Source organism: Lentimonas sp. CC4, from assembly GCF_902728235.1.
GTDB lineage: Bacteria > Verrucomicrobiota > Verrucomicrobiia > Opitutales > Coraliomargaritaceae > Lentimonas.
On record NZ_CACVBO010000002.1, the window covers coordinates 256,584 to 279,324 of the forward strand.

Annotated in this window: 13 protein-coding genes; all 13 read left to right on the forward strand. The window is 51.8% G+C overall.

Features of this window, described 5'->3' with window-relative positions:
• Window positions 1-7: 7 nt before the first annotated feature.
• The 13 genes from GZZ87_RS17785 to GZZ87_RS17840 all read left to right on the forward strand — a co-directional run bounded on the left by GZZ87_RS17785 (window position 8) and on the right by GZZ87_RS17840 (window position 22,736).
• A complete protein-coding gene (locus tag GZZ87_RS17785; protein ID WP_162024826.1) occupies window positions 8-1,801 on the forward strand; it encodes an arylsulfatase in 1,794 nt (597 codons plus the stop codon).
• A 264-nt stretch (window positions 1,802-2,065) separates the two neighbouring features.
• On the forward strand, window positions 2,066-3,904 hold the full coding sequence (locus GZZ87_RS17790) for an alpha-L-fucosidase (RefSeq protein WP_162024825.1): 1,839 nt from the start codon (window positions 2,066-2,068) through the stop codon (window positions 3,902-3,904).
• A gap of 31 nt (window positions 3,905-3,935) precedes the next feature.
• On the forward strand, window positions 3,936-6,155 hold the full coding sequence (locus tag GZZ87_RS17795) for a right-handed parallel beta-helix repeat-containing protein (RefSeq protein WP_244653533.1): 2,220 nt from the start codon (window positions 3,936-3,938) through the stop codon (window positions 6,153-6,155).
• A 57-nt stretch (window positions 6,156-6,212) separates the two neighbouring features.
• The gene (locus tag GZZ87_RS17800; RefSeq protein WP_162024824.1) at window positions 6,213-7,589 is read left to right on the forward strand and encodes a sulfatase-like hydrolase/transferase; all 1,377 of its coding nucleotides are present in this window, start codon (window positions 6,213-6,215) and stop codon (window positions 7,587-7,589) included.
• A 4-nt stretch (window positions 7,590-7,593) separates the two neighbouring features.
• A complete protein-coding gene (locus GZZ87_RS19930) occupies window positions 7,594-7,728 on the forward strand; it encodes a hypothetical protein (RefSeq protein ID WP_280178248.1) in 135 nt (44 codons plus the stop codon).
• A 421-nt stretch (window positions 7,729-8,149) separates the two neighbouring features.
• A complete protein-coding gene (locus tag GZZ87_RS17805; protein WP_162024823.1) occupies window positions 8,150-10,423 on the forward strand; it encodes a hypothetical protein in 2,274 nt (757 codons plus the stop codon).
• Window positions 10,424-10,499: 76 nt separating this feature from the next.
• Window positions 10,500-12,266, forward strand: coding sequence for a family 78 glycoside hydrolase catalytic domain (locus GZZ87_RS17810; protein ID WP_162024822.1), 1,767 nt, complete (start codon window positions 10,500-10,502; stop codon window positions 12,264-12,266).
• A 419-nt stretch (window positions 12,267-12,685) separates the two neighbouring features.
• The gene (locus GZZ87_RS17815) at window positions 12,686-15,037 is read left to right on the forward strand and encodes a glycoside hydrolase family 95 protein (RefSeq protein WP_244648065.1); all 2,352 of its coding nucleotides are present in this window, start codon (window positions 12,686-12,688) and stop codon (window positions 15,035-15,037) included.
• Between the two features lie 57 nt (window positions 15,038-15,094).
• On the forward strand, window positions 15,095-15,976 hold the full coding sequence (locus GZZ87_RS17820; protein ID WP_162024821.1) for a ThuA domain-containing protein: 882 nt from the start codon (window positions 15,095-15,097) through the stop codon (window positions 15,974-15,976).
• 227 nt (window positions 15,977-16,203) lie between these two features.
• Complete coding sequence (locus GZZ87_RS17825; protein WP_162024820.1) at window positions 16,204-17,544, forward strand: alpha-L-fucosidase; 1,341 nt, start codon at window positions 16,204-16,206, stop codon at window positions 17,542-17,544.
• Window positions 17,545-17,616: 72 nt separating this feature from the next.
• Window positions 17,617-19,119, forward strand: coding sequence for a sulfatase (locus GZZ87_RS17830; protein WP_162024819.1), 1,503 nt, complete (start codon window positions 17,617-17,619; stop codon window positions 19,117-19,119).
• 161 nt (window positions 19,120-19,280) lie between these two features.
• Complete coding sequence (locus GZZ87_RS17835) at window positions 19,281-20,777, forward strand: alpha-L-fucosidase (protein ID WP_162024818.1); 1,497 nt, start codon at window positions 19,281-19,283, stop codon at window positions 20,775-20,777.
• Window positions 20,778-21,713: 936 nt separating this feature from the next.
• A complete protein-coding gene (locus GZZ87_RS17840; RefSeq protein WP_162024817.1) occupies window positions 21,714-22,736 on the forward strand; it encodes a TRAP transporter substrate-binding protein in 1,023 nt (340 codons plus the stop codon).
• Window positions 22,737-22,741 lie beyond the last annotated feature (5 nt).

Sequence of the window (22,741 nt, forward strand, 5' to 3'; positions counted from 1 at the left end):
TAAACTGATGATTAAAAATACCTTTCGAATTGGTGCGGCTCTGTTGCTCGCCTGTGTCGCTTTATCATCAGCGTGTTCACTGGCGGCTGCAACCAAGCAACGGCCAAACATCGTCATAGTCATTACGGATGACCAAGGGATGGGGGATTTGGCCTGTATGGGGAATCCCATTATCAAGACGCCCAATATTGATCGGTTCTATAACGAATCCGTGCGATTGACTGATTTTCACGTGTCGACGACCTGCGCTCCGAGTCGCGGCTCTTTGATGACTGGGCGACACTGTAATCGGTTGAACGTGTTTCACACCATTAATGGGCGCTCACTGATGTTTGAAGATGAGGTCACGCTGCCTCAGGTATTAGCTCAGAATGGCTACACCAATGGCATGTTTGGCAAGTGGCACCTTGGTGACAATTATCCGTTCCGCCCAATGGATCGCGGCTTTCATGAGGTCGTGCGTCATGGCGGTGGCGGCATCACGCAGGGACCGGATTACTGGGGGAATGATTATTTCGACGACACCTATTGGCACAATGGAGTCATGCAGCCTTACAAAGGCTATTGCACCGACGTCTTCTTTTCAGAGGCGCTGCAGTTTATCGAAGACAACCAAGAGCGCCCATTTTTCTGCTACATTTCAACCAATGCGCCGCACGCGCCTTACAACGTTCCAGAGGAGTATCTTAATCTGTATAAGGATGTGCCGGACTTACCTGAGCGGTTTCAACGGTTCTATGGGATGATCACCAACATTGATGACAACTTTAAGTTGCTGAGCGACAAGCTCGATGCCTTGGGGTTAACCGATAATACGATTGTGATTTTCATGACCGATAACGGCACCGCCGGCGGCAATAAGATCTATGATGCGGGGCTGAAGGGTTCCAAGGGCAGTGAATACGAAGGCGGGCACCGTGTGCCATTTTTCATTCGTTGGCCTGATGGTCAGCTGACCGGAGGCAAGGACATTGATCAACTGCTCGCGCATTACGATGTGCTGCCCACCTTTGTGGAGTTGCTCGGCCTCGATTTCGAACCCGTGAAACCTTTGGATGGTATTAGCTTTAAACCGCTGCTGACTGAAGCTGATCCAGAATGGCCCAATCGTATTCTTTATATGGATACGCAGCGGCTGCAGAATTTAGTCAAGTATCGTAAGTATACCGTGATGGATCAGGATTGGCGTTTGGTAAATGGCACACAGCTCTATGATATGAGCGAGGATCGTGGCCAGACAAACAACGTCTTTGATCAGTATCCTGAGGTAGCTGCGCGCTTGGCTGAAGGCTATGAGCGCTGGTGGGGCTCTTTCAAGGAGGAGGGCGTCAACGAACGCTACGCGTATATCAAAGTCGGATCCCCGCATGAGAACCCTAGCCGTATTTCTGCGCACGATATGTTAACTGGTAAGCATGGGCAGTCATGGCATCAGATCGGAGCCGCGACCGGCGCTCAGGCAAGCGGACGCTGGAAAATCGAGTTTGTAGAGGACGGCGAATATACGATTACTTTGCGCCGCTTTCCTCGCGAGAGTGGGCTGGCGATCAATGCCACTTTTCCCGCGCAGAAGCGGACCATTGAACTGGATCGGATTGCCCCTGCGAGTGTGAAGTCGGACTTTACCTCAGCTTACCTGTATGTGGCGAACGTCGTGGAAACCGCGCAGATCAAAGCGGAACAAGATGAGGTGACTTTCAAGGCGACGATCCCTGCGGGGAAATACGATATGGAAGCGCAACTCATTGACAGCGAGCGACGGATACATCCCGCGTATTATGTTTATATCGAAAAGCACTAGCAGCAATTCAGAGCGCGCCTCGTCTCTGCCTGAGGTAGGGGCTTTGCTTTGCGAAGACCGCGCAAAGGCCTTAAGGTTATGGAGTTTTGCAACGTTTGCTGCCTTCGCGGTTCGCGCCATTCGACAAGCTCATGGTCAGGAGGCCAGCACGACCCCTGCGCACATTTCTGGACCATTAAGAATCACTATTCCTGATAAGCGGCAGTATGCCTCTCCAATCTCACCCGCAGGGTCTCTAGCGTGCTTGTTAGACCAATCAATATTATGAGAATTCAACGAACATTTTTAATACTGTTGGGCTGTGCCTCGCTTGCAACGGGACACGCGGCCGGTAAACCTTCAACGATTGATTATGTCACCAAGACTGGCGGCAAAGTTGATTTCGGAAAGACCGATGTCTCCGCCTATACGCCTGAGGTGCGGGTGAATATGGAGCAGCTGTATCAAGATAAGTTCGGCTTGTTTGTCCACTTCGGCCCGTATGCTCAATTAGGCGGTGTTTGGGACGGTGAAGAAGTCTCGGCCGAGTGGATTATGCGTCGCGGCGAGATTCCAATCAAAGATTACGAGGAGCAGGCGTCAGGTCTGTTTAAGCCCGATCAATTCGATGCAGGGGAGTGGGTCGATATTGCTGAGCAGGCAGGCATGAAGTTCATCGTCGTCACAGCGAAGCATCACGATGGATTTGCGATGTATGATTCCGCGAACCCATACAACATCGTGGACTTTGCAGGGTTTGACCGCGACCTGCTCAAGGAGCTGTCGGTTGAGTGTGCCGAGCGGGACATGAACCTTGGGTTCTACTACTCGCAAAGCCAGGATTGGCATGAGTCCGGTGCCTTTGGTAATAGCTGGGATTTTGAGGATATATTCAAGCCGCAGGCTCAGTTTGACGCATATTTTGAGGAGAAAGCGGTGGCTCAGGTTGAAGAGCTCACGAAGAACTACGGCGACATTTTCATGGTTTGGTTCGATACGCCCATGCAGATGGATGATGCCAAATGTCAGCAGATGATGGACATCGTTCGCAAGAATCAACCCGGCGCATTAGTGAACTCGAGGTTGGGGCAGGGCTATGGTCATTTCGATGTATCGCTCGACAATGGAACCACTCCAAGTGTCAGCACTGCGACATGGTTGCCGGATTTGAAGGTGCCATGGCAAACGCACGAATCCGTGACTGAGCGCGGTTGGGGCTACACCACCTATGGCGGCGAGACTGATCGTTCCGAGGACTATACCGATTTCGTCTACAGTCTTAGCAGAATTGTATGCTATGGTGGCGTCTACCTGCTCAACGTTGCCCCGCGCCCGGATGGCACGATCCCGGAATCTCAGGTGAATAGCCTGCGAGCGATTGGAGAGTGGTTGGAAGTCAATGGAGAGGCGATTTATGGAGCGGATCCGAGTCCGCTTATATTCCCGCCGTTTGCGATCACCAGCAAACCTGGGAAGTTATATCTGCACCTCAAGGAGTTGGATCAAACACAGGTGATACTGGATGGTATTCTTTCTAAAGTCACGAATGCTTATTGTCTCGCGGACTCCACACAGCAATCGTTGGAAGTGCAGCAGAAAGGCGCTCACCTGAGTGTCAGTATTCCCGAGGAGCACCGCCAGCCACGCATTACCGTGGTCGTCCTAGAGATGGAGGATGAAGTGGCTCGCGTGGTGGACGAAACCATTCAACAGGCACCGAATGGAGCAATTTCGCTGCCGGTATCTCAGTGCGAATTCGCGATACGTCGTATCAGTTACGACTATGAGCATGAGGTCACTCATCGCTGGGGAGAAAATCCCAAACAAGGCTTGATTTGGACGGTCAACGTGACCGAGCCAGGCGAGTTCACGATCTTCAGTGAAGACTCAAGCGACAATAAGTTTGTGTATGAATTGATGACTGAAAGCGATCAACAGCAGCTCAATGCTAAGGGCGACGTCGGCACTCTAACGAAGAAACAGCATCCGGACACCATCCGTATCGACCAGGGGGGTATCCAGCAGATCATGGTCTATCCCACGAAGGTGATCAGTATGAGCAGTGGATTTGAGTTCAAGGGCTTGGAGTTGGTGCCTGTGGAGGGATCCAGCGAACGCGATTGATAGTATGACTCTTAGCAATTTATTCAAACATGTGAGCTTCCCCATATCGATGGCGATGACGCTCTTTGCGGTGCACGCAACCGCTGCGACGGCACTCTATGTATCTGTAGACGCTGGCCCGCAGGCCGATGGTAGCCTTGCAAATCCCTATGCATCGCTACCCGATGCGGTCGACGCATTGAGAGCGTTGCGCCAAGCTGGGAATGTCGAGCCAGCGACGATCTACCTGCGCGAAGGGCGTCACCCATTGAAGCAAACCTTGGTTTTAGGAATGAAGGATGGCCGTCCGTCGACGTCGGAAGTCGTTGCCCATGAACAATACGGTGCGGGTGCAATGACCGAGCCTGCCTATTTGACGATTGCGGCGTATCCCGGCGAGACGCCTGTGCTGAGTGCGGGTGTGCCGGTTGCGGGATGGACGCGATTAGAGACGGCACCGGATGGCCTTCCCGCGAATGCCGCTGGCAATGTGTGGGTGGCCGATATGCCCGAGGGACTCGAGCGATTTTATACGCTATATGATGATCAGGGGCGTTTGAGTCGTGCGCGCGACAGCGGTTTTGCACCCACCAAAACTGGCGATAAGCGAACACTGCACTTTCCCTCTGGTTCGCTCAAAAATTGGGATAACTTACAGGATGTAGAGATCCAGGTCAGACCGTATCGCCCCTGGGTGATCAATATGCTCCCACTCGCTACGGTGGACGAAGCAACAGGCGTGGCGAAGACGGCTGTATCCGCCACCTATGAAATGGGTGAACTGCCCGCCTGGGTGCACAACCCGACGGGATCGACTGTTTGGATTGAGAATGTGCTCGAAGCATTGGATGAGCCCGGGGAATGGGTGGTGAATACCAGCACGCGGAAAGTTTATTTGTGGCCCTCGGATCCCGCTGCCGATGGCTCGCCGCGTGGTATTCTGGCTCCGTCGACCAGTGAATTGATACGTGTCGAGGGAGTCATCGACTATGACGGGGCGCAGGACACACCCGTAGTCGGCATCGCCTTCACTGGGCTGACATTCACACATGCCGACCGTTGGGCATGGACGACGGATGATTCCCGTCTTGGTTGGGGATTGCAGCACGATTGGGAGATGTTTGACCGGCCAACTGCAATGCTACGCTTTCGTGGTGCCGAAGCATGCCGCGTCACTCAATGCCGGTTTATTGATTCTGGTGGCACGGGGCTACGACTTGATCTGCATGCGCAGCGTAATCGGATTGAGGGCTGCGAATTCGCGAATCTGGGTGAAGCTGGAATTCTACTCGCGGGCTATGGACCTGGGACCAAGGACGTGAACCACCATAATGAGATTTTTAACAATCACATTCACCACTTCAGTCAGATCACCTGGCACTCACCTGGAATCTGGGCGTGGCAAAGCGGTCATAACCATATCGCTCATAATGATATCCATCACAGCGGTTATACTGCAGTCATGATTACCAATCGGGTTGAGCCAGATCGACCTTTAACAGGGCAGGGCGGGCAGACGATTCGTCAGGATGAAATCCCAGAGTCTGTCAAATCGAGTGTTGCTGAGACTTATGAAGATTGGAAAGTCCGTGAGCAGTATAATCATGCACGGCACAATCTGTTAGAATACAATGCAATCACACACTCCGTGCAATTGCTCTCCGATGGCAACGCGATCTATGTCTCCGGCGCTGGCACAGGAAACATCGTGCGCTATAATTATATTCACGACAATTTAGAGCATTCACTGCCGGCTGCCATTCGTTGTGATGATGACCAACATGAGACGCTCATTTTCGGGAATGTAATCTATCACAACTACGGCTTCTCTGCTGCGATTGCGTCTAAAGGTGTGAACGACATTATTAATAATTTCATCGTGGCTCCATTAACTGCGCCTAAACGAGGCTATATCAGCTTTGAGTGGGTGCGCGTCACCGGATCAGAAGTGCGGCATAATATTGTGATGTCTCATGCCGAAGGCGGGAAAGTCTATGGAGAGTCTCCAATCGCAAGAACGGAGGATGGTGACCCCAAGGTCGAAGACACTGAGATGGATTCGAATCTCTATTTTCACCCAACAGATACGAAGTGGGTGGAGGCACATTTACTAAGAATGCAGGCAGTGGGCAAAGAGACGCACAGTGTGTTCGCTGATCCACTGTTCGTCGATCCCGCTGCGGGCGATTTTAGCTTTCAGCCTGGCAGTCCTGCACGACTTCTAGGAATCGAGCCTCTGAATGTCTCGCAAATGGGACGCATCCGTCCATAGCGCTTTTTTACAACCTTTAATTTTACGGAAAACACCGATTCAATTAACTCAAACATCATGATTAAGAACTTAATAAAACTCGGCAGCATTTTGACTGCTGCTTCTCTGGCACTGGTTGCACATGCTGAACCTGAACAGCCTAACATCGTGGTAGTCATGGCCGATGACATGGGGTGGGGCGATTCTGGCACCTACGGGCATAAAGTCATCCAGTCGCCTAATCTGGACCGGATGGCTGCTGAGGGGGTTAAGTTCACGCAGGGGTATTCTGCGGCGGGTGTCTGCTCGCCTTCACGCTCAGCGATCTTGACTGGTCGCACACCTTATCGGAACGGGGTATGGCGTCACTTGTCTGGAATTCATAAAGCGCACCTACGTGTGAGTGAAATTACGTATCCCGAACTACTCCGAGAGGTGGGCTATCAAACCTGTCACATCGGCAAATGGCATCTCTTGTCTCGGCAACAATTCGACAACCCTGAATTCCCTCAAGTAGGCGAGCAAGGCGGATACGATTACTGGTTTGCCACGCACAACAACGCGGATCCGAGCCACAAGAATCCAAAGAACTTCATCCGTAACGGCGAAGCCGTAGGTGAGTTGGAGGGTTACTCCGCACCATTGGTTGCGGATGAGACCATTCATTGGCTGAAAGAGGTTCGTGATCCTAAAAAGCCTTTCGTGCTGTCTGTCTGGTTCCACGAACCGCACAAGCCGATCGCGACGGACATTCAGTTTTCGTCGCTCTACCCGAACGAATCCAAACGCGATGCGACCTACTATGGAAACATTACACAGCTCGATTATGCGTTAGGTAAAATCATGGACACGCTCGAAGCAGAGGGATTGATGGAGAACACGCTGCTGATTTTCACATCCGACAACGGGCCGGTCGTGGGCTCTGGTGGCTATTCAGGCGGCTTGCGTGGTAATAAGCGTAACGATTTCGAGGGCGGCATTCGTGTGCCGTTCTTAGCCTGCTGGCCGGGGCATATTGAGCCGGGCACGGTGAATGACACGCCCGTCATCGGCACCGACATCTTTTCGACGGTCTTGGACATTGTAGATATTCAAGCGCCTCAGGATCGCACGATTGACGGCGTCAGTATGCTGCCTGTGTTTGCCGGAACGAAAACGACGCGTGACGTCCCCATGTTTTGGCGCACACACGTATCGTCGGCGCAAGATCGTGTGGCACTGCGCTACGGCGATTGGAAAATTGTAGCGAACGATACCATGACTGAGTTCATGCTCTTTAACGTGCAGGAGGACTGGCAGGAGAAAAACGATTTGGCCGCTACCATGCCTGAGAAATTGGACGAGATGAAAAAGCTAATTTTGAAGACTTGGGAGGATGTCAAAACCGAAGGCCCGAACGAATGGTGGGAGTCTGAGAACAACAAGCCAGGGAAGGGCGCTACGCTTAACTATTAATAGTATGGTCGCAGTCCCTGCAGTTATTCTGGATAGCGTAACTCTCAATGGAACAACCGCAGTCCCCGAGCTAGGCGCCTATGCACTGATCGTGGGTTGCTTCGGATTGGGCGCGGTGATGATGCGTCGTCGTCGGTAGTAGTTGTTCGATCCTAGTTCAATACATTTTCAAAAGGCCCTCGGTGATTCCTGAGGGCTTTTTTGTAGCCTGTAGGGATCGTATTCTTCGGGGAATTACAGTATTTTCGATTTATCCCAACATATTGGGATACCTCGTATTACTACTATTAGGTAGTATGCGAGCGTTGTTCCATGATCGAAACTTTTCACTACTGTGGCCTTTTTGTTTGGATTCAATACAAATAATAAAAGCACATAAATATTTAATAAATGATACTATTACTCGCTGCTGCTGCATCGATCGCGAGTGTTCTAGACGTTGTAATGCTGGGCCACTGTAAGTCTATTCTCCCTTTTTATGAACGGGGGCATCGTGACGGACGGCTCTTCATTTCAACGTCAATTCAAGCTCAGAGACGTCTTTCAAATATACAGTAAACATGACTCAAAAAGCAATTTATCACAATCCGGTGCAGGTGCTAGCCATGCTCGTCTGCCTATTCATCGGAACCTCCCTGAGTGGCGCGCAAGAGCGTCTTATTCTGGACATGGTGCACCACAATCCGGGCGATACGCCGTATGATAGTGCCTTCAATGATCCCGCTGTGCTCAAAGAGATTGGCTACAATGGGAAAGTGTATTTCCTGTTCGAGTCCCCGATGCTTGCGATCAACTGGGAATCCGTCGATGCCGACATTCTACCTCAAGGCTCGCCCGAGCGCGAGTGGGTGGATGCCAAAGCGGCTGAGATTCTAGGTATGCAGGCCGCCGCGAAGGCGGAGGGGCTCTCGGTGTTTGCCATGTCGGACCTCGTGCTGTTTCCGAAGCGGCTAATTCAGAAATACGGCATGCAAAAAACTTATGGAGATCCTAAGCATCCTCAGACGGAAAAACTGATCCGCGCACAGATCAATGAAATGTTTGATCAGTTCCCATCGATGGATGGTCTGGTCGTGCGAATTGGTGAGACTTACCTACAGGATGCGCCGTATCATCAGGGGCATATCAATGACAAAACGAATGCAGAGGCCACCATTATTCCTTTGATGCAAATCCTGCGTGAAGAGATCTGTGTAAAGCGTAATAAGACATTGATCTTTCGGACATGGCGCGCGTTTGATGACAACGCAGCGCGCTATCAGGCTGTGAGTGATGCGATTGAGCCACACCCGAATCTGGTGATCAGTATTAAGCACTGTGAAGGCGATTTCTTTCGCCAAAACCCCTATAGCCGTTGCATCGGCATGGGGCGTCACCGTCAAATTATCGAGGTGCAGTGTGCCCGTGAATACGAGGGCAAGGGCGCGTATCCGAACTACATCGCCCACGGGGTGATCGATGGGTTTGCAGAACACGCCAAGATGCCATCAGCTGCCATCAACAGCCTACAGGAATTTTACCAAACCAAGCCGGAACTGTTCGGCGGCGTGTGGACGTGGTCGCGTGGTGGCGGTTGGGCCGGCCCGTATTTGAAAGACGAGCTATGGTGCGATCTCAATGCGTGGGTGATGGCGCAGTGGGCAAAGGATCCATCGCAAAGTGAGGCATCTGTTTTTAATCGCTATGCCACAGAGCGCTTGAACTTGAAAGGGGATGATCTCGCGAAGTTCCGTCAGCTGTGCCTGCTTTCTACCGATGCGGTGGTGTTGGGGCGGTATGCCGAGCGAGGAGGATTTCGCGGGATTTGGACGCGCGACCAAGGGATCAGCTGGCCGCGTGCTGCCAAAAACCCCGCAACACAGCAACGCATCCTACAGCAAAAAGACGAGGCGATTGCTATCTGGAAGGAGATCCTTGAGTTGGCTCAATCGATTGAATGGGCAGACGATGCCACGCGGGAGTATGCGATTGGATCGGCTGAGTATGGACTGCGCCTCTATGAAATTTATCGGAGTATCATTTATTTGTCCGATGCCGAAGCGAACGGGGATCAGCAGGCCATGGCTGATTGGATCGCCGTCTATGATGCTGCATGGTTAATCTATAATAAACTGCCCCAACGGTTCCCGTCAGTTGCGACCTTGTATACCAAGGACTACAGCAGGTTCATGAAGAACAATGCGGATCTTAAAGTGGAAGCGCTTCGTGCTCAATTGGATGTGCCCGTTGCTTCAGCTGCTGAGGTCGTCGTGCCGGGTGGTATTGTGTATCAGGTGAGCACCTTGGATGGCGGTCAGCCGAATAAAAAGACACTCAATGCAGCCTTGGTCTCACAAGTTTGTGATCCACAGGTGACTGGTCTGACGGATGTGGAAACTTTGAAAGCTGCTGGAGACACATTGAGCACGTATGCCAATTCAGAGTGGGCCGGGTTTAGCCTGGCTTCCAATAATGGCGTCACCATCGACAGTGCGAAGGAATTAGAACGAGGCTATTTTGAGGTGAAAATTGAAGCGCTCGCTGGATCGAAGATGAATTGCTCCGCCTTGACGTTTCTATCGGCTCGTGGAGGTGCGAGCCAGTCGCGCGGCTATGTTTTGTATGCATCGGTGAATGGAGCACCTTTTAGATATGGCGATCAACCGATTGCTTCGGTCGTCAATGAGATCGGCACGCGAGCGGCTCCATCTAATGTGACAGTCAATCTGAACGCTCCTCTCTATCAAGGAATTGAGTCGATCACCTTTCGCTATTATCCGTTAACTGCCAATGGAGGCCTATCAATGGACTTTAATGACATGACGCTTTATGGCACGGTGACTTCGTCGAACTGACCCGGAGGGACATGAATCATTCAGTGATGAACTGCCTCAAGGCATATCATAACATGAACTCGTTGGATATTAAGAGATGAAAAGGCGCATCGTCATTTTTTTGATCGGATACTTCGGCTGGCTGCTGCAAGGCAGTGCTGCGCCGACTCGTCTGTTCGATCAAGAGCCAGTCCATATTGAGCAACTGAAGTCGGGCGCTTATCTGGTTGATTTTGGTCGTGTCGCGTTCGGGAACCTTCGCGTATTGCCATCTGTCAATTCGGAGACGAGTGTTACGTTTCACTTTGGTGAAGATTTGTCGGAAGGGCGAGTCAATCGTAAGCCGCCAGGCACGGTGCGTTATAGTCACGCGACCGCGACGTTGATTGGAAACTCATCGGTGGTCGTGGCTCCGCCACAGAATCGACGCAATACACAGACGAATCATCCGAGCAATCCACCCGCCATTCTAACGCCGCCACACTGGGGAGTGATTACCCCCTTTCGTTGGGTTGAGATCGAGGGCTGGCCTGGGGAACTGTTACCAGAACAGGTGATGCGGCAATCCGTATTTGCATCCACGTGGGACAATGAGGCCGCATCCTTTGAATCGTCCGACGAACTGCTCAACCAAATCTGGGAGCTGTGTCGCTATTCCATCAAGGCGACTACCTTTGCTGGAGTATATGTGGATGGAGACCGTGAGCGAATTCCTTATGAAGCGGATGCGTATCTGAATCAGTTGAGTCATTACTATACGGACAATGATATACAGATGGCTCGCGATACGATCGACCATCTCTTGATCTATGATACGTGGCCGAGCGAATGGGCGCCTCACATGGTGTTTATGGTGTATGCAGATTGGATGCAGACGGGGGATACGCAGTGGATGGCTGGCCGTTACGATGCGTTGAAATCTAAGACCTTATCCGATCGCCGCCAGGCCGATGGTTTAGTCGGCAGTGATGCGAAGCAGATTGCCAGAATCGACATAGTCGATTGGCCGAAGCGCGAGCGTGATGGGTATGTCTTTACCTCGCGTAATACAGTGGTGAATGCCTTTCATCTGCGCGCGATCGCGCTGATGGGTGAGATGGCGCGCGCGCTTGGCAAAGCCAACGAGGCAGACGAGTATGAGTCCGATTTTCGCGTGAGTGATGAGCGCTTTCAGGCCACTTTTTTCGATACTAAAACGGGGCTTTATATGGATGGGATCGATACGGCGCATAGCTCTGTGCATGCGAATCTGTTTCCATTGGCATTTGGCATCGTTCCTGAGGGGAAATGCGCGGCCATCGCGCATTGGCTGTCGAGTCGCGGGATGCGTTGCTCCGTTTATGCTGCACAGTATCTGCTCGAAGGTCTTTTCGAGAATGGAGCAGGGCAGCAGGCCATTGAAATGATCACTGCAAATAATGACCGTAGCTGGCGGCATATGGTGGAAAGCGGCACGACCATTACATGGGAAGCGTGGGATCAAAAGTATAAGCCGAATCAAGATTGGAACCATGCCTGGGGGGCGGCGCCTGCGAATCTGTTCCCTCGCTACATCCTTGGTGCACAGCCATTGGAGCCCGGTTGGGAGGTCGTTCGTATTCGTCCGCATACCGCGGGGCTTTCCTCCGCTCGGGGCAAAGTTCCCACTCCGCGTGGGTCTGTGCTGATCGATTGGGTGAGTTCGGAGACATTCACGCTATCGCTGAGCCTACCAGGGACGATGCGTGTGCGTCTGGAGCTTCCAGCGGTTGAAGCCTGCACAGGAGTGTATCGTGAGGGGCTGCCCGTCGAATTTGAACGTATTGATGATCGCTTGGTGCTGGATATCGAAGCAAGCGGGACCGTAGTGTTTGAAGTTAAGTAGAGTGCACACAAACCCCATACCTATGAAAACTTGATATTTGTGAAGGAAAGTCAAATAGCTGACGAGTTGTGTCAATTAATTGAAGTGGTTTGTAGGTTGCCCATGCCAGGATGCATTGGGGTCGGTAGGGCTATTGTAGCTTTTTATATAAGTGTGAAAGGGGTTAGTAGTCGCAAATGACTACTGATCGAATACTTTCTAGGTCGCATGTTGAATCTGAATATATTTGACGAATTATGTATATAATGGGCGAGGCGGATTGACACGCAGGGGCTGACTCGCTTAGTGATGTTCGTGTTGCCTATGAGAGTTTAGTGAGTCGGCTCGCCTCGGATTATAAATGTCAAGTCCTACGCGCCGGAAATGAAATAGTTGATCCCAGTTGCCCCCCAATATCTGTAGAAAATTGAATGATGAATATGCCTAAAAAAATGAGCTTGATGCTCGCTCTATTCTCGGTCTGTTGCACGACAGTGTGGGCCGAGTCCGATTGGAGCCATTTGCAGCTGCGTTATGATGCGCCAGCAGTGGAATGGACGGATGCCTTGCCTGTGGGTAACGGCTCGATGGGCGCGATGGTCTATGGTGGCGTTGAGACGGAGCGCTTGCAGTTTAACCATGATACGCTGTGGGCCGGTGGGCCACATTCGTATTCGCGTAAGGCTGCCTCTGAGTCGCTCCCGCAGATTCGAGCGTTGCTCTTTGAGGGCAAACAGAAGGAAGCAGAGAAGCTGGCGATGCAGACATTTATGTCCGATCCGCTAGGACAGGCGCCTTATCAGCCGTTTGGGGATCTCGTGCTGGAGTTCCCAGGCTTGGGAGACGCGGTCGAGTATCAACGCACGCTCGACCTCGATGGCGCACTCGTCGCGACTGAGTTTACCATCGACGGAGTGAGCTATAAGCGGACGGTGATTGCCAGTTATCCCGATGACGTGATCGCCGTGCGCATCGAAGCAGACCAGCCGGGGCAGATTAACTTCACCGCGAAGCTGTCCACGCTGCACAAGCAAGCGACACGAGTTGAGAAGCTCGATGCTCGAACTTTGCAACTCTCAGGCGCGGTGGATGACATTACCCCAAAGCGAAGAAAGTATACCTTGGAGGGGCAGGTTCGTTTTGCCGCTCAGTTGCAGGTAGTGCCTGAAGGTGGCAGCGCTGTGGTGACGGATAACAGCATCGAAGTGAAGTCGGCGGATGCCGTAGTGCTCTATTTAGCGGCAGCTACGAGCTATGAGGATTTTAAATCAATTAACGCCGATCCTTCAGTCCTCTGTGCGGCGACACTCCAAGAAATCGACGACAAGTCGTATGGCAATATTCTGGCGGATCATCAATCAGACCACCGTGAGCTCTTTCGTCGTGTGGCCATCGACCTCGGGGGCGGGGACTCCGCCAAGCTGACAAGCAACGAGCGACTCAATCAATATAAGGCTAATCCTGACTCAGACTTTGTCGCCTTGCTCTATCAATATGGACGCTACCTGTTAATTGCCTCATCGCGCCCTGGTAGTCAGGCGGCAAATCTACAGGGACTATGGAATGATCAACTGTCGCCGGCGTGGGACTCGAAATACACCATCAATATCAATACAGAGATGAATTATTGGCCCGCGGAGCTGACAAACCTCTCCGAATGCCATGAGCCGCTGTTTGATATGATCGATGACTTGTCGGTCACAGGTGCGGAAGTCGCGAATGATTTCTACGGCGCCAGAGGTTGGGTGGTGCATCACAACACAGACGGCTGGCGCGGCGCAGCTCCGATTAACCACGCAAACCACGGGATCTGGCCGACGGGTGGTGCCTGGTTGGCGACGCATCTATGGGAACGCTATCTCTTTAGTGGTGACAAAGAATTTTTACAGCAGAAGGCCTACCCCTTAATGCAGGGTGCATCGGAATTCTTCCTCGATTACATGATTGAGGATCCCCAGTTTGGCAAAGGTTGGTTGATCAGTGGTCCCAGCAATTCGCCTGAGCTGGGTGGCTTAGTCATGGCACCGACCATGGATCACCAAATCATCCGTCACTTGTTTACGACTACGGCCGAAGCTGCGGATATTCTCGAATGCGACGCCGAATTTGCTGCAGAGTTACAAGATGCTGCAAGCCGGATCGCGCCCAATTCGATTGGCCCGGAGGGGCAGTTGAATGAATGGCTCTACCGTGCCTCGCCAAAGACGAACCATCGACACGTGTCGCATCTGTGGGCGCTGCATCCTGGATCCGAGATCACGCCTGACACTCCAGAGCTGTTCGAAGCCTGCAAGACGACGCTGGAAATGCGCGGCGATGAGGCGACCGGGTGGTCGCGTGCATGGAAGGTGAATTTCTGGGCACGACTGCGTGATGGAGAGCGCTTAAACACAATCCTTACCGGCTTCTTTCAAAACTCTAGTGTGAAGAAGCAGCCTGGATTCTATAACAATTTGTTCGACGCTCATCCGCCGTTTCAGATCGACGGTAACTTCGGTCTGACTGCGGGCGTGTCGGAGGCCTTACTGCAGTCGCATCGTCGTGATGACAACGGGAACCACATTCTCGACATTCTACCCGCGCTGCCATCGGCGTGGCCGGATGGTTCGATTCATGGCTTGCGCGCTCGCGGCGGTTTCGAGGTCTCTCTTGAATGGAAAGACGGTCAGTTAGTCGATTTGGAAGTCATCTCGCTGTTAGGGAATCCATTCGTGGTTCAAACGCCGGATGGGAAGCAGCAATTGGTTGAAACTATAGCAACTGGGCAGCGCTATTCTTTGGGAGCGGATTAACACACCTGTAAAGTGAATTGAGTTGAAAGTGCTTCGCGTGAAATCATTGTCATCACAGTGAAATTACCTCCCATTCTGATTATTCTCTGCCTCCTCCCTCTGTTGCTACATACTGCAATCGGCAACACCTCGGAGCCGACGATTAAGGTATTGATCGTCGATGGTTTTAGTAATCACGATTGGGAGGCCACGACGGAGGATATCAAGGCGATGCTCAGCGACGATGCTCTGTTTAGCTATGAAGTCTCCACGGTGCCAGCCGAAGATGCGGCGGAGTGGGGTGCTTGGTTGCCAGATTTTAGTCGATATGATGTGGTGATTCAAAATACGACGGATATCAACGTTGATGGTTCATGGCCACGTCCCGCGCAAATTGCCTTAGAGCAATTCGTATCTGGCGGTGGTGGTTTGTATATCTTTCACTCCGCCAACAATGCCTTTCCCGAGTGGCACGAATATAATCGTATGATCGGTCTCGGCTGGCGCAAGAAGGACTTCGGCCCCGCGATACAAATCATCGATGGCGTGTCAGTCCTGATTCCCGCTGGCGAAGGCGGCAATACTGGGCACGGGAAACGAAAGGATACCGTTGTCACACGTATGAATGATCACCCCATTCATCAAGGGCTACCGCAGCAATGGCTCGCCGCTGATTTGGAGATCTACCGCTACGCTCGTGGTCCGGCCGAGAACCTGACTGTGATCAGCTATGCCAAGGAGCTTAAGACCGGCATCAATTTCCCGATTGAGTGGGTCATTCAATACGGCGAAGGGCGCGTGTTTAATTCGACCTACGGCCATCACTGGCACACGCAAACAGAACCGCCGGCAGGTATTCGCTGTGTGGCCTTCCAGACGGTATTTAAGCGTGCTATTCAATGGTTAGCGCATCGTGAAATTGATCCAGGCGTGCCTGTTTCATTTCCTTCTATCCCGTGAAATTGGGATACCATTTGTTTAGGGGATGAGTTATTATCTCCATCACAGATTTTACCCACCCGGAATCCGTGACGCTACTCAGAGTAGGTGAGTCGATTGACATCGAGTTACACAAATCGGCGCTTCACATCGTGGTGCCTTCTGTGCTGCACACGGAAATACCTGAGATGGTGCATATCGTATTTTAGGCAGAGGGACTCTCTGACGCTTTTGGGAAATTACAACAAATGATAACTAGAAAAATATCCTTCCTTGGCCTCTTGGTCGCCTTATCAAGTCTAGCTTTGGTGCCGCAAGCCGAAGCCAATAAGCCGGATCGCATCGGGCCACTATTGAATGATCCTGCACGTGAATCGGAATTCATGGATTGGGGCCTAGGCATGTTTGTGCACTGGTCGCACGATTCGCAAATTGGCTCTGTTATTAGCCACTCCATGGTAGGTGCGTCGGACAAATATCTGGATCGCATGATTCATGAACTGCCAAAGACCTTTAACCCCCAAAAGTATAATGCCGATGAGTGGATGGAGATCGCCAAGATCGCTGGTGCCAAATATATGGTCTTCACCACCAAGCATCACAACGGCTTCTGTATGTGGGATACCGAAACGACGGAGTTCAATGTCATGAACACCCCGTATGGGAAAGATATCGTCAAAGATTATGTAGATGCCTGCCGTCGCTCTGGCCTCAAAGTGGGCTTGTATTTCTCCCCGGAAGATTTCCTCTATCTGCGAGGGATCGGGGAAACGATTCGCCGAGTCGGAACGAGCGGCAAAGAAAAGGAAGGGCTTGTCGAATATAACATACGCCAGCTGGACGAGCTCTTTGAGAACTATGGTGAGATTGATATGATATTCTTTGACGGTCGCGACCAAGCCGACTTGGTTCAATACATCCATCAAAAATATCCGAAGTGTATTGTGACTCGGGGAGAAATGACTACGCCGGAGCAGAATCTCCCTAAAACGCCTTTACCTGGGCCATGGGAATCTTGCTTTACGCTAGGCAGCCAATGGCAGTTCAAACCGACGAATGAGCGATACAAATCCGGGACTCAATTGATCAATATGTTGATTGAGACTCGTGCAAAAGGAGGCAACCTCTTGATTAATATGGGACCCGAGCCTTCTGGCGCGATTCCCTTTGAGCAGGATCGCACCTTCCGCGAACTGGGCATGTGGATGTTTATTAACGACGAGGCGATTCATGATATCCGTCCAGGTAAAGTCATAGGGGAGGATGGTGTGTGGTATACGCAGTCTAAAGATGGCAAATCAGTATATGTCTTCCTGACTGAATTCACTGGAAAAAAGCAATGGAAGTTAGGCGAGCGCAAAAAGATCGTGCTCAAAGAGTTGAAAGCTACGCGTGGCACCAGCATCTCGGTGCTCGGCCAAAACGACAAAGTGGTAGAATACCAGCCGAAGATTGTTCCAACATCGAGGTTCAAGCAGGTCGAGGAAGGTCTTGAAATTTCCGTCGTGCGTGCACAGCGGATTTACAACGACAAGAAATGGCCAAACACGGTAGTCGTGAAACTCGATCATGTAGAGTTTGTGAAATAATTCTACAGCTAAGGGCACGAGCTCAGCACACTGTTCAATCCGGCGTTTTTTTAACGAAAGTAAATAACTAGTATGAAAAGATCCTATCTTAAGTCGTATTGGCTTTACTCTCTCGCCCTAGTGGTAGGCGTGCCGTTCCTTTTAGCGGCTGCGGAAAAGCCTAACATCCTATTAATCATCATTGATGATATGGGGTGGAAGGATATCAGTGTTTCTGGCAGCGCTTACTACGAGACACCTCATATCGACGGGTTGGCTCGCGAGGGCTTGCGCTTCACTAACGCCTATTCCGCTGCGCCGACTTGCACGCCGTCGCGAGGCGCAATCTATTCGGGGAAATTCCCTGCGCGCACGAAATTGACGGCGGTGTATAATCGAAATGAAGGCCCTGATGATCGTTTGTATGCAATCAGCAAATACCAAGGCAAAAACGACCAGACACTTGAGGCCTTACACCGTCACGCCTTGCCCTCGGGGGAGTTCATCCTGCCACAAGCGCTCGCGGCAGGCGGCTATACGACTGGCTTCTTTGGTAAATGGCACATCGGGGAATGCGCGAATTATCAGCCAGACGATCGTGGCTTTGATGTGGCGAAGGGCTATCGCACCTCCTATGTGCCGACCAGCAAGTCTGGTCATTGGATGAAGACCTTTTCGAAATACGGCGCGCACTTGGAGGGCGTGGATCCAGATGCCTATGTGGCCGACGTGTTGACAGATGAGTGCATTGATTTCATTTCCAAAAATCATGATAAGCGATGGATGGCAGTATTATCGCATTATTTGGTTCATTCTCCGGTTCAGCCGAAACCAGAGAAGTTGGCTCATTATCAGCAGAAGCGGAAAACAGACCAGGGCAGTCCGGGCTACGCATCTATGGTTGAATCGGTGGACGAGAGTGTCGGCCGAGTGCTACAAGCACTCAAAGCACTCAAGCTTGATGAGAATACGATGGTGATTTTTACTTCGGATAACGGAGGATTGACACTCAAGAATACCTCGAACTATCCGTTAATGGGCGGTAAATCCTTTCCCTTTGAAGGCGGAACTAAAGTGCCGTTTATCGTCAAATGGCCGAGTAAGGTTGATCCCGGGATTTCGGGACAGCGTATTGTTGGCACGGATATTTATCCTACCCTGTTGAGTGCCGCTGGGCTGCTGTTGCGTCCGGAGCAGCATGTGGATGGTGTCGATCTGATGCCCGTTTTGACAGAGAAAGCTACCTTGGAGCCACGCCCGATCATTGTGCACTATCCGCATTATACGCACGCGACAGGACCGTTTTCTTCGATTACGGAAGGAGGCTGGAAATTGATTCGTTTTTACAACGATGAGTTCGGTGCCTACTTGCTCTACGATTTAGACAATGATCCCCATGAGCGATACGACCTGACCGTCACCAATCCAGAAAAAGTTGCACGGCTGGCAGCGCAACTGGATCGGGCGTTGACGGAGATGCAGGCCGAGATGCCCAGGGAGAATCTGGACTATACGCCTTCCAATAAGGCGTTGAATTTAAAGACCACTAAGGCGCTGGCCAATAAGGAATGGAAACTGTTTGAAGCACGGCAGTGAAATCATCGCCATCACAATGATATTCGTTCAATCCTAGTCACTCTCTGACGCCTCCCGATCCAGCGATCAGGTCTCCACTGTGCCTGTTTCATTTCCTTCTATCCCGTGAAATTGGGATACCATTTGTTCAGGAATGAGTTATTATCTTCGGTAAATATCTCATGTATACAAATATCCTGAAGCAGTCTTTTATTGTCCCTTTTCTCGCCCTTGCCGGGGCAGTGGCCTTTTCCTCGCAACTGAGCGCGAAGGACGAACTCGGCGAAGACCCTTTTGCACTGAACCAAGCCCAGCACCAAGCAGGCGAAGGTAAGGATAACTGGTCGGGACGTAGTCCAGAGGAGCTGCGCGCGTGGGCTAAAAAGAATTTGCACCATAAACTTACCGCTAGGCGTGTGATCGTTGCCAAGGATCATCCCGAGTGGGACTGGTTTCGTAAATCAGGCCTCGGGCTCTTTTTACACTGGGGCTTAACCAGTGAAAATCCACAGACCGGCGATGCTTGGGCTATGGTCTGGTCGGAGCGTAAAGCAAAATCAAACCGCTTCATGCAGACACCAGAGGAGATGTTTGCCGTGGCGGAGACGTGGAATCCGACGAAATACGATCCCGATCAATGGTTCGCCGCTGCAAGCAAGGCAGGCTTTGGCTATTCGGTGCTCACGACACGGCACCACGATGGTTATGCGCTGTGGCCCAGTGATTACGGCACTTGGGATACCGGCGACTACATGGGCGGTCGTGACTTAGTGAAAGACTATGTCGAGGCCTCACGTAAAAACAATATGCGCGTTGGATTTTATTTCTCAGGTCCGAACTGGCACTACGATTACAAGAATCGGGAGTTTCAGAATCCACCGGGCAAGGACTATAAGGTAAACTACAAGCACGAGAAGGTGTCTCCAGATACCAAGCTGACGCCTCTCATGGCGACTTCGAGCGCAGCAGAGAAGGCCGAGTCCATCGGACAAGTGCGCGAGCTCATGACCCACTACGGGCAGATCGATGTGGTTTGGTGGGATGGTAGTGTGGCCATGAACGAAGCGGAGCTCGCTGAGATGCAGCCTGGCGTGTTTGTCGCACGCGGTAATATTGCGACCCCAGAAGGCGAGCATCAGGCCGCCAGTCATAATCTCAAAGTGAGCAACGAAGCCGGATGGTGGTGGGAGAGTTGTCAGAAGTCTGAGAATAGTTTTACGCCAAACTGGCACTACGGCATCGAATGCGAAACGAATCACTGGGATGCCAACACACTGCTGACCGAGCTGATCCGTTGCCGCGCACTCGGCGGGAACCTTCTTGTCAATGTGCCACCACGCGGGGACGGTTCGATGATGGACTGGTTCTACGAGGTCTGCAACGAGATGGAAGGGTGGATGGCGCACTCCAAAGAGGCAACGTATGACGTCGATCAAGATGCCCCGTTGCCCATGTTGGATCAAACTCAGAACTACACGACCAAACGCGGCAACACCTACTACTCGCTACCGGATGTAGAAAGCGTCATTTTCATCACCGACGTCACACGCCCGAAGTCGGTGACTTTACTGCGGACAGGCGCGAAATTGGATTTTGAATATCGCGATTCCGCCCTCCGCGTGGTGCTGCCCACTGAGATGGAGACCGACCTTCCCGACATGGTGAAGATTGTGTTCTAGAGCGAGGCAGTTGCGGTTCATCAGTGTAGCGGAACGGGGAACCCCGTTTCGGCCTGCGTAGCCTCAGCACGAGCACGTAGTATTGCCGAAACCGCTTCGCGGATCCGCTACAAGGCAACACGTCCGTATTCGCTACAGTCACCCAGTGTAGCGGAACGGGGAACCCGTTTCGACCTGCGTAGCCTCAGCACGAGCACGCCGTGAGCCGAAACCGCTTCGCGGATCCGCTACAAGGAAGGACGTCCGTATTTGGGACCGCAACCCAGCGTAGCGGAACGGGGAACCCCGTTTCGACCTGCGTAGCCTCAGCGCGAGCACGTGGTATTGCCGAAACCGCTTCGCGGATCCGCTACAAAAGAAACACGTCCGTATTCGCTACAGCACCTATTGTAGCGGAACGGGGACCCCGTTTCGGCCTGCGTAGCCTCAGCGCGATCACGACGTGAGCCGAAACCGCTTCGCGGATCCGCTACAAAAGAAACACGTCCGTATTCGCTACAGTCACCCAGTGTAGCGGAACGGGGAACCCGTTTCGGCTTGCGTAGCCTCAGCACGATCACGACGTGAGCCGAAACCGCTTCGCGGATCCGCTACAAGCTACCACGTCTGTATTCGCGACAGTCACCTATTGTAGCGGAACGGGGAACCCGTTTCGGCGTAAATTTCCTTCCTGAGCCGGTTGCCCCTATTTTCGGGTGTTTTTATTGCGCGCGCAATTACGCGATTGCTATTCCGTTTGTGTTAGATTCTAGAGCGATTTGAATATTTCAAGCTGTGTCTGTTATTATTATCAAATTGACGAATCGGTGTGGTTTTAGTTCAAAAGGAGCCTTACTTCTATGAGGCTGATGGACGCTCTATCGATCGAACGATTCAGATTTATAAGCTTCGATTACCCCCGATAAACTGAGTGCAGCATTACTGCCACTTGATTAAATGAAACAAAATAAATCTTATCTTACCTTTGGTGTGATACTGGGCGTGGTCGCAACCTCGTTGGTATTCGCTTTCTTTGGATCGAATGCGCCTGCCGGAGCCGCGCAAGGGCGCGAACTCAAAGTCTCGCATAATTCGCCCACGAATCATCCAGTTCATGAGGGCCTCGATTTTATGTCTATGCGCGTCGCAGAGCTCTCGGGAGGGGAGTTGCGGCTTGAGGTCTTCCCCAATGGCCAGTTAGGCAGTGAGACCCAGACCATGGAGCAGTTGCAGGCGGGCACGCTGGACATTGCCAAGGGCAGTTCGGCGCCGATCAGTAATTTTATCTCAGTCTGTAAGGTCTTTAGCTTGCCGTATTTGTTTCGCGATGAGGAGCACTTCTGGGGCGTTCTCAACGGTGAGATCGGTCAGGAGATTTTGGATACCTTGGCAACCAACGATGCGGGGCGTTCCAGTGGCTTTCGTGGATTGACTTATTATGATGCGGGTAGTCGTAATTTTTATGCGAAGAAGGCGATTGAGTCGCCGCAGGATTTGGAAGGAATGAAGATTCGTGTGCAGAACGATCCAGTGGCGATGGATATGATCGATGCCATGGGGGGCGCACCGACGCCAGTGGCATGGGGCGAGCTCTATACTGCGTTGCAACAGGGCGTGGTTGATGGTGCCGAGAATAACCCGCAGAGTTTTGTGACTTCGCGTCACTTTGAGGTATGTAAGGAGTTTTCGTTCGATCATCATGCGCGCGTTCCAGACATTTTGCTGATCAGTTTAAAGACTTGGAATAGTTTAAGTGCGCAGGAGCAAGCTTGGTTGACGCAGGCCGCCAGTGAATCGACCGCCTTTCAGCGTGAGGTCTGGGCCAGCGGCGCGAATGAAGCGATTGCGATGATGGAAGCAGAGGGAGTGACCATTTCGTATCCTGATATCGCACCATTTATGGCAGTGACACAGTCCGTGCGTGATAAATATGCAACGGGTGAATTGAGCGAGTTGGTGAGCCGTATCAGCGAGGAATAAGTGCT

Bases quoted from the DNA above. Each gene is read 5' to 3' on its own strand.
- GZZ87_RS17815 (WP_244648065.1), top strand. From the start codon at position 12,686: ATGCCTAAAAAAATGAGCTTGATGCTCGCTCTATTCTCGGTCTGTTGC.
- GZZ87_RS17825 (WP_162024820.1), top strand. From the start codon at position 16,204: ATGATAACTAGAAAAATATCCTTCCTTGGCCTCTTGGTCGCCTTATCA.
- GZZ87_RS19930 (WP_280178248.1), top strand. From the start codon at position 7,594: ATGGTCGCAGTCCCTGCAGTTATTCTGGATAGCGTAACTCTCAATGGA.
- GZZ87_RS17810 (WP_162024822.1), top strand. From the start codon at position 10,500: ATGAAAAGGCGCATCGTCATTTTTTTGATCGGATACTTCGGCTGGCTG.
- GZZ87_RS17790 (WP_162024825.1), top strand. From the start codon at position 2,066: ATGAGAATTCAACGAACATTTTTAATACTGTTGGGCTGTGCCTCGCTT.
- GZZ87_RS17805 (WP_162024823.1), top strand. From the start codon at position 8,150: ATGACTCAAAAAGCAATTTATCACAATCCGGTGCAGGTGCTAGCCATG.
- GZZ87_RS17840 (WP_162024817.1), top strand. From the start codon at position 21,714: ATGAAACAAAATAAATCTTATCTTACCTTTGGTGTGATACTGGGCGTG.
- GZZ87_RS17835 (WP_162024818.1), top strand. From the start codon at position 19,281: ATGTATACAAATATCCTGAAGCAGTCTTTTATTGTCCCTTTTCTCGCC.
- GZZ87_RS17830 (WP_162024819.1), top strand. From the start codon at position 17,617: ATGAAAAGATCCTATCTTAAGTCGTATTGGCTTTACTCTCTCGCCCTA.
- GZZ87_RS17800 (WP_162024824.1), top strand. From the start codon at position 6,213: ATGATTAAGAACTTAATAAAACTCGGCAGCATTTTGACTGCTGCTTCT.
- GZZ87_RS17785 (WP_162024826.1), top strand. From the start codon at position 8: ATGATTAAAAATACCTTTCGAATTGGTGCGGCTCTGTTGCTCGCCTGT.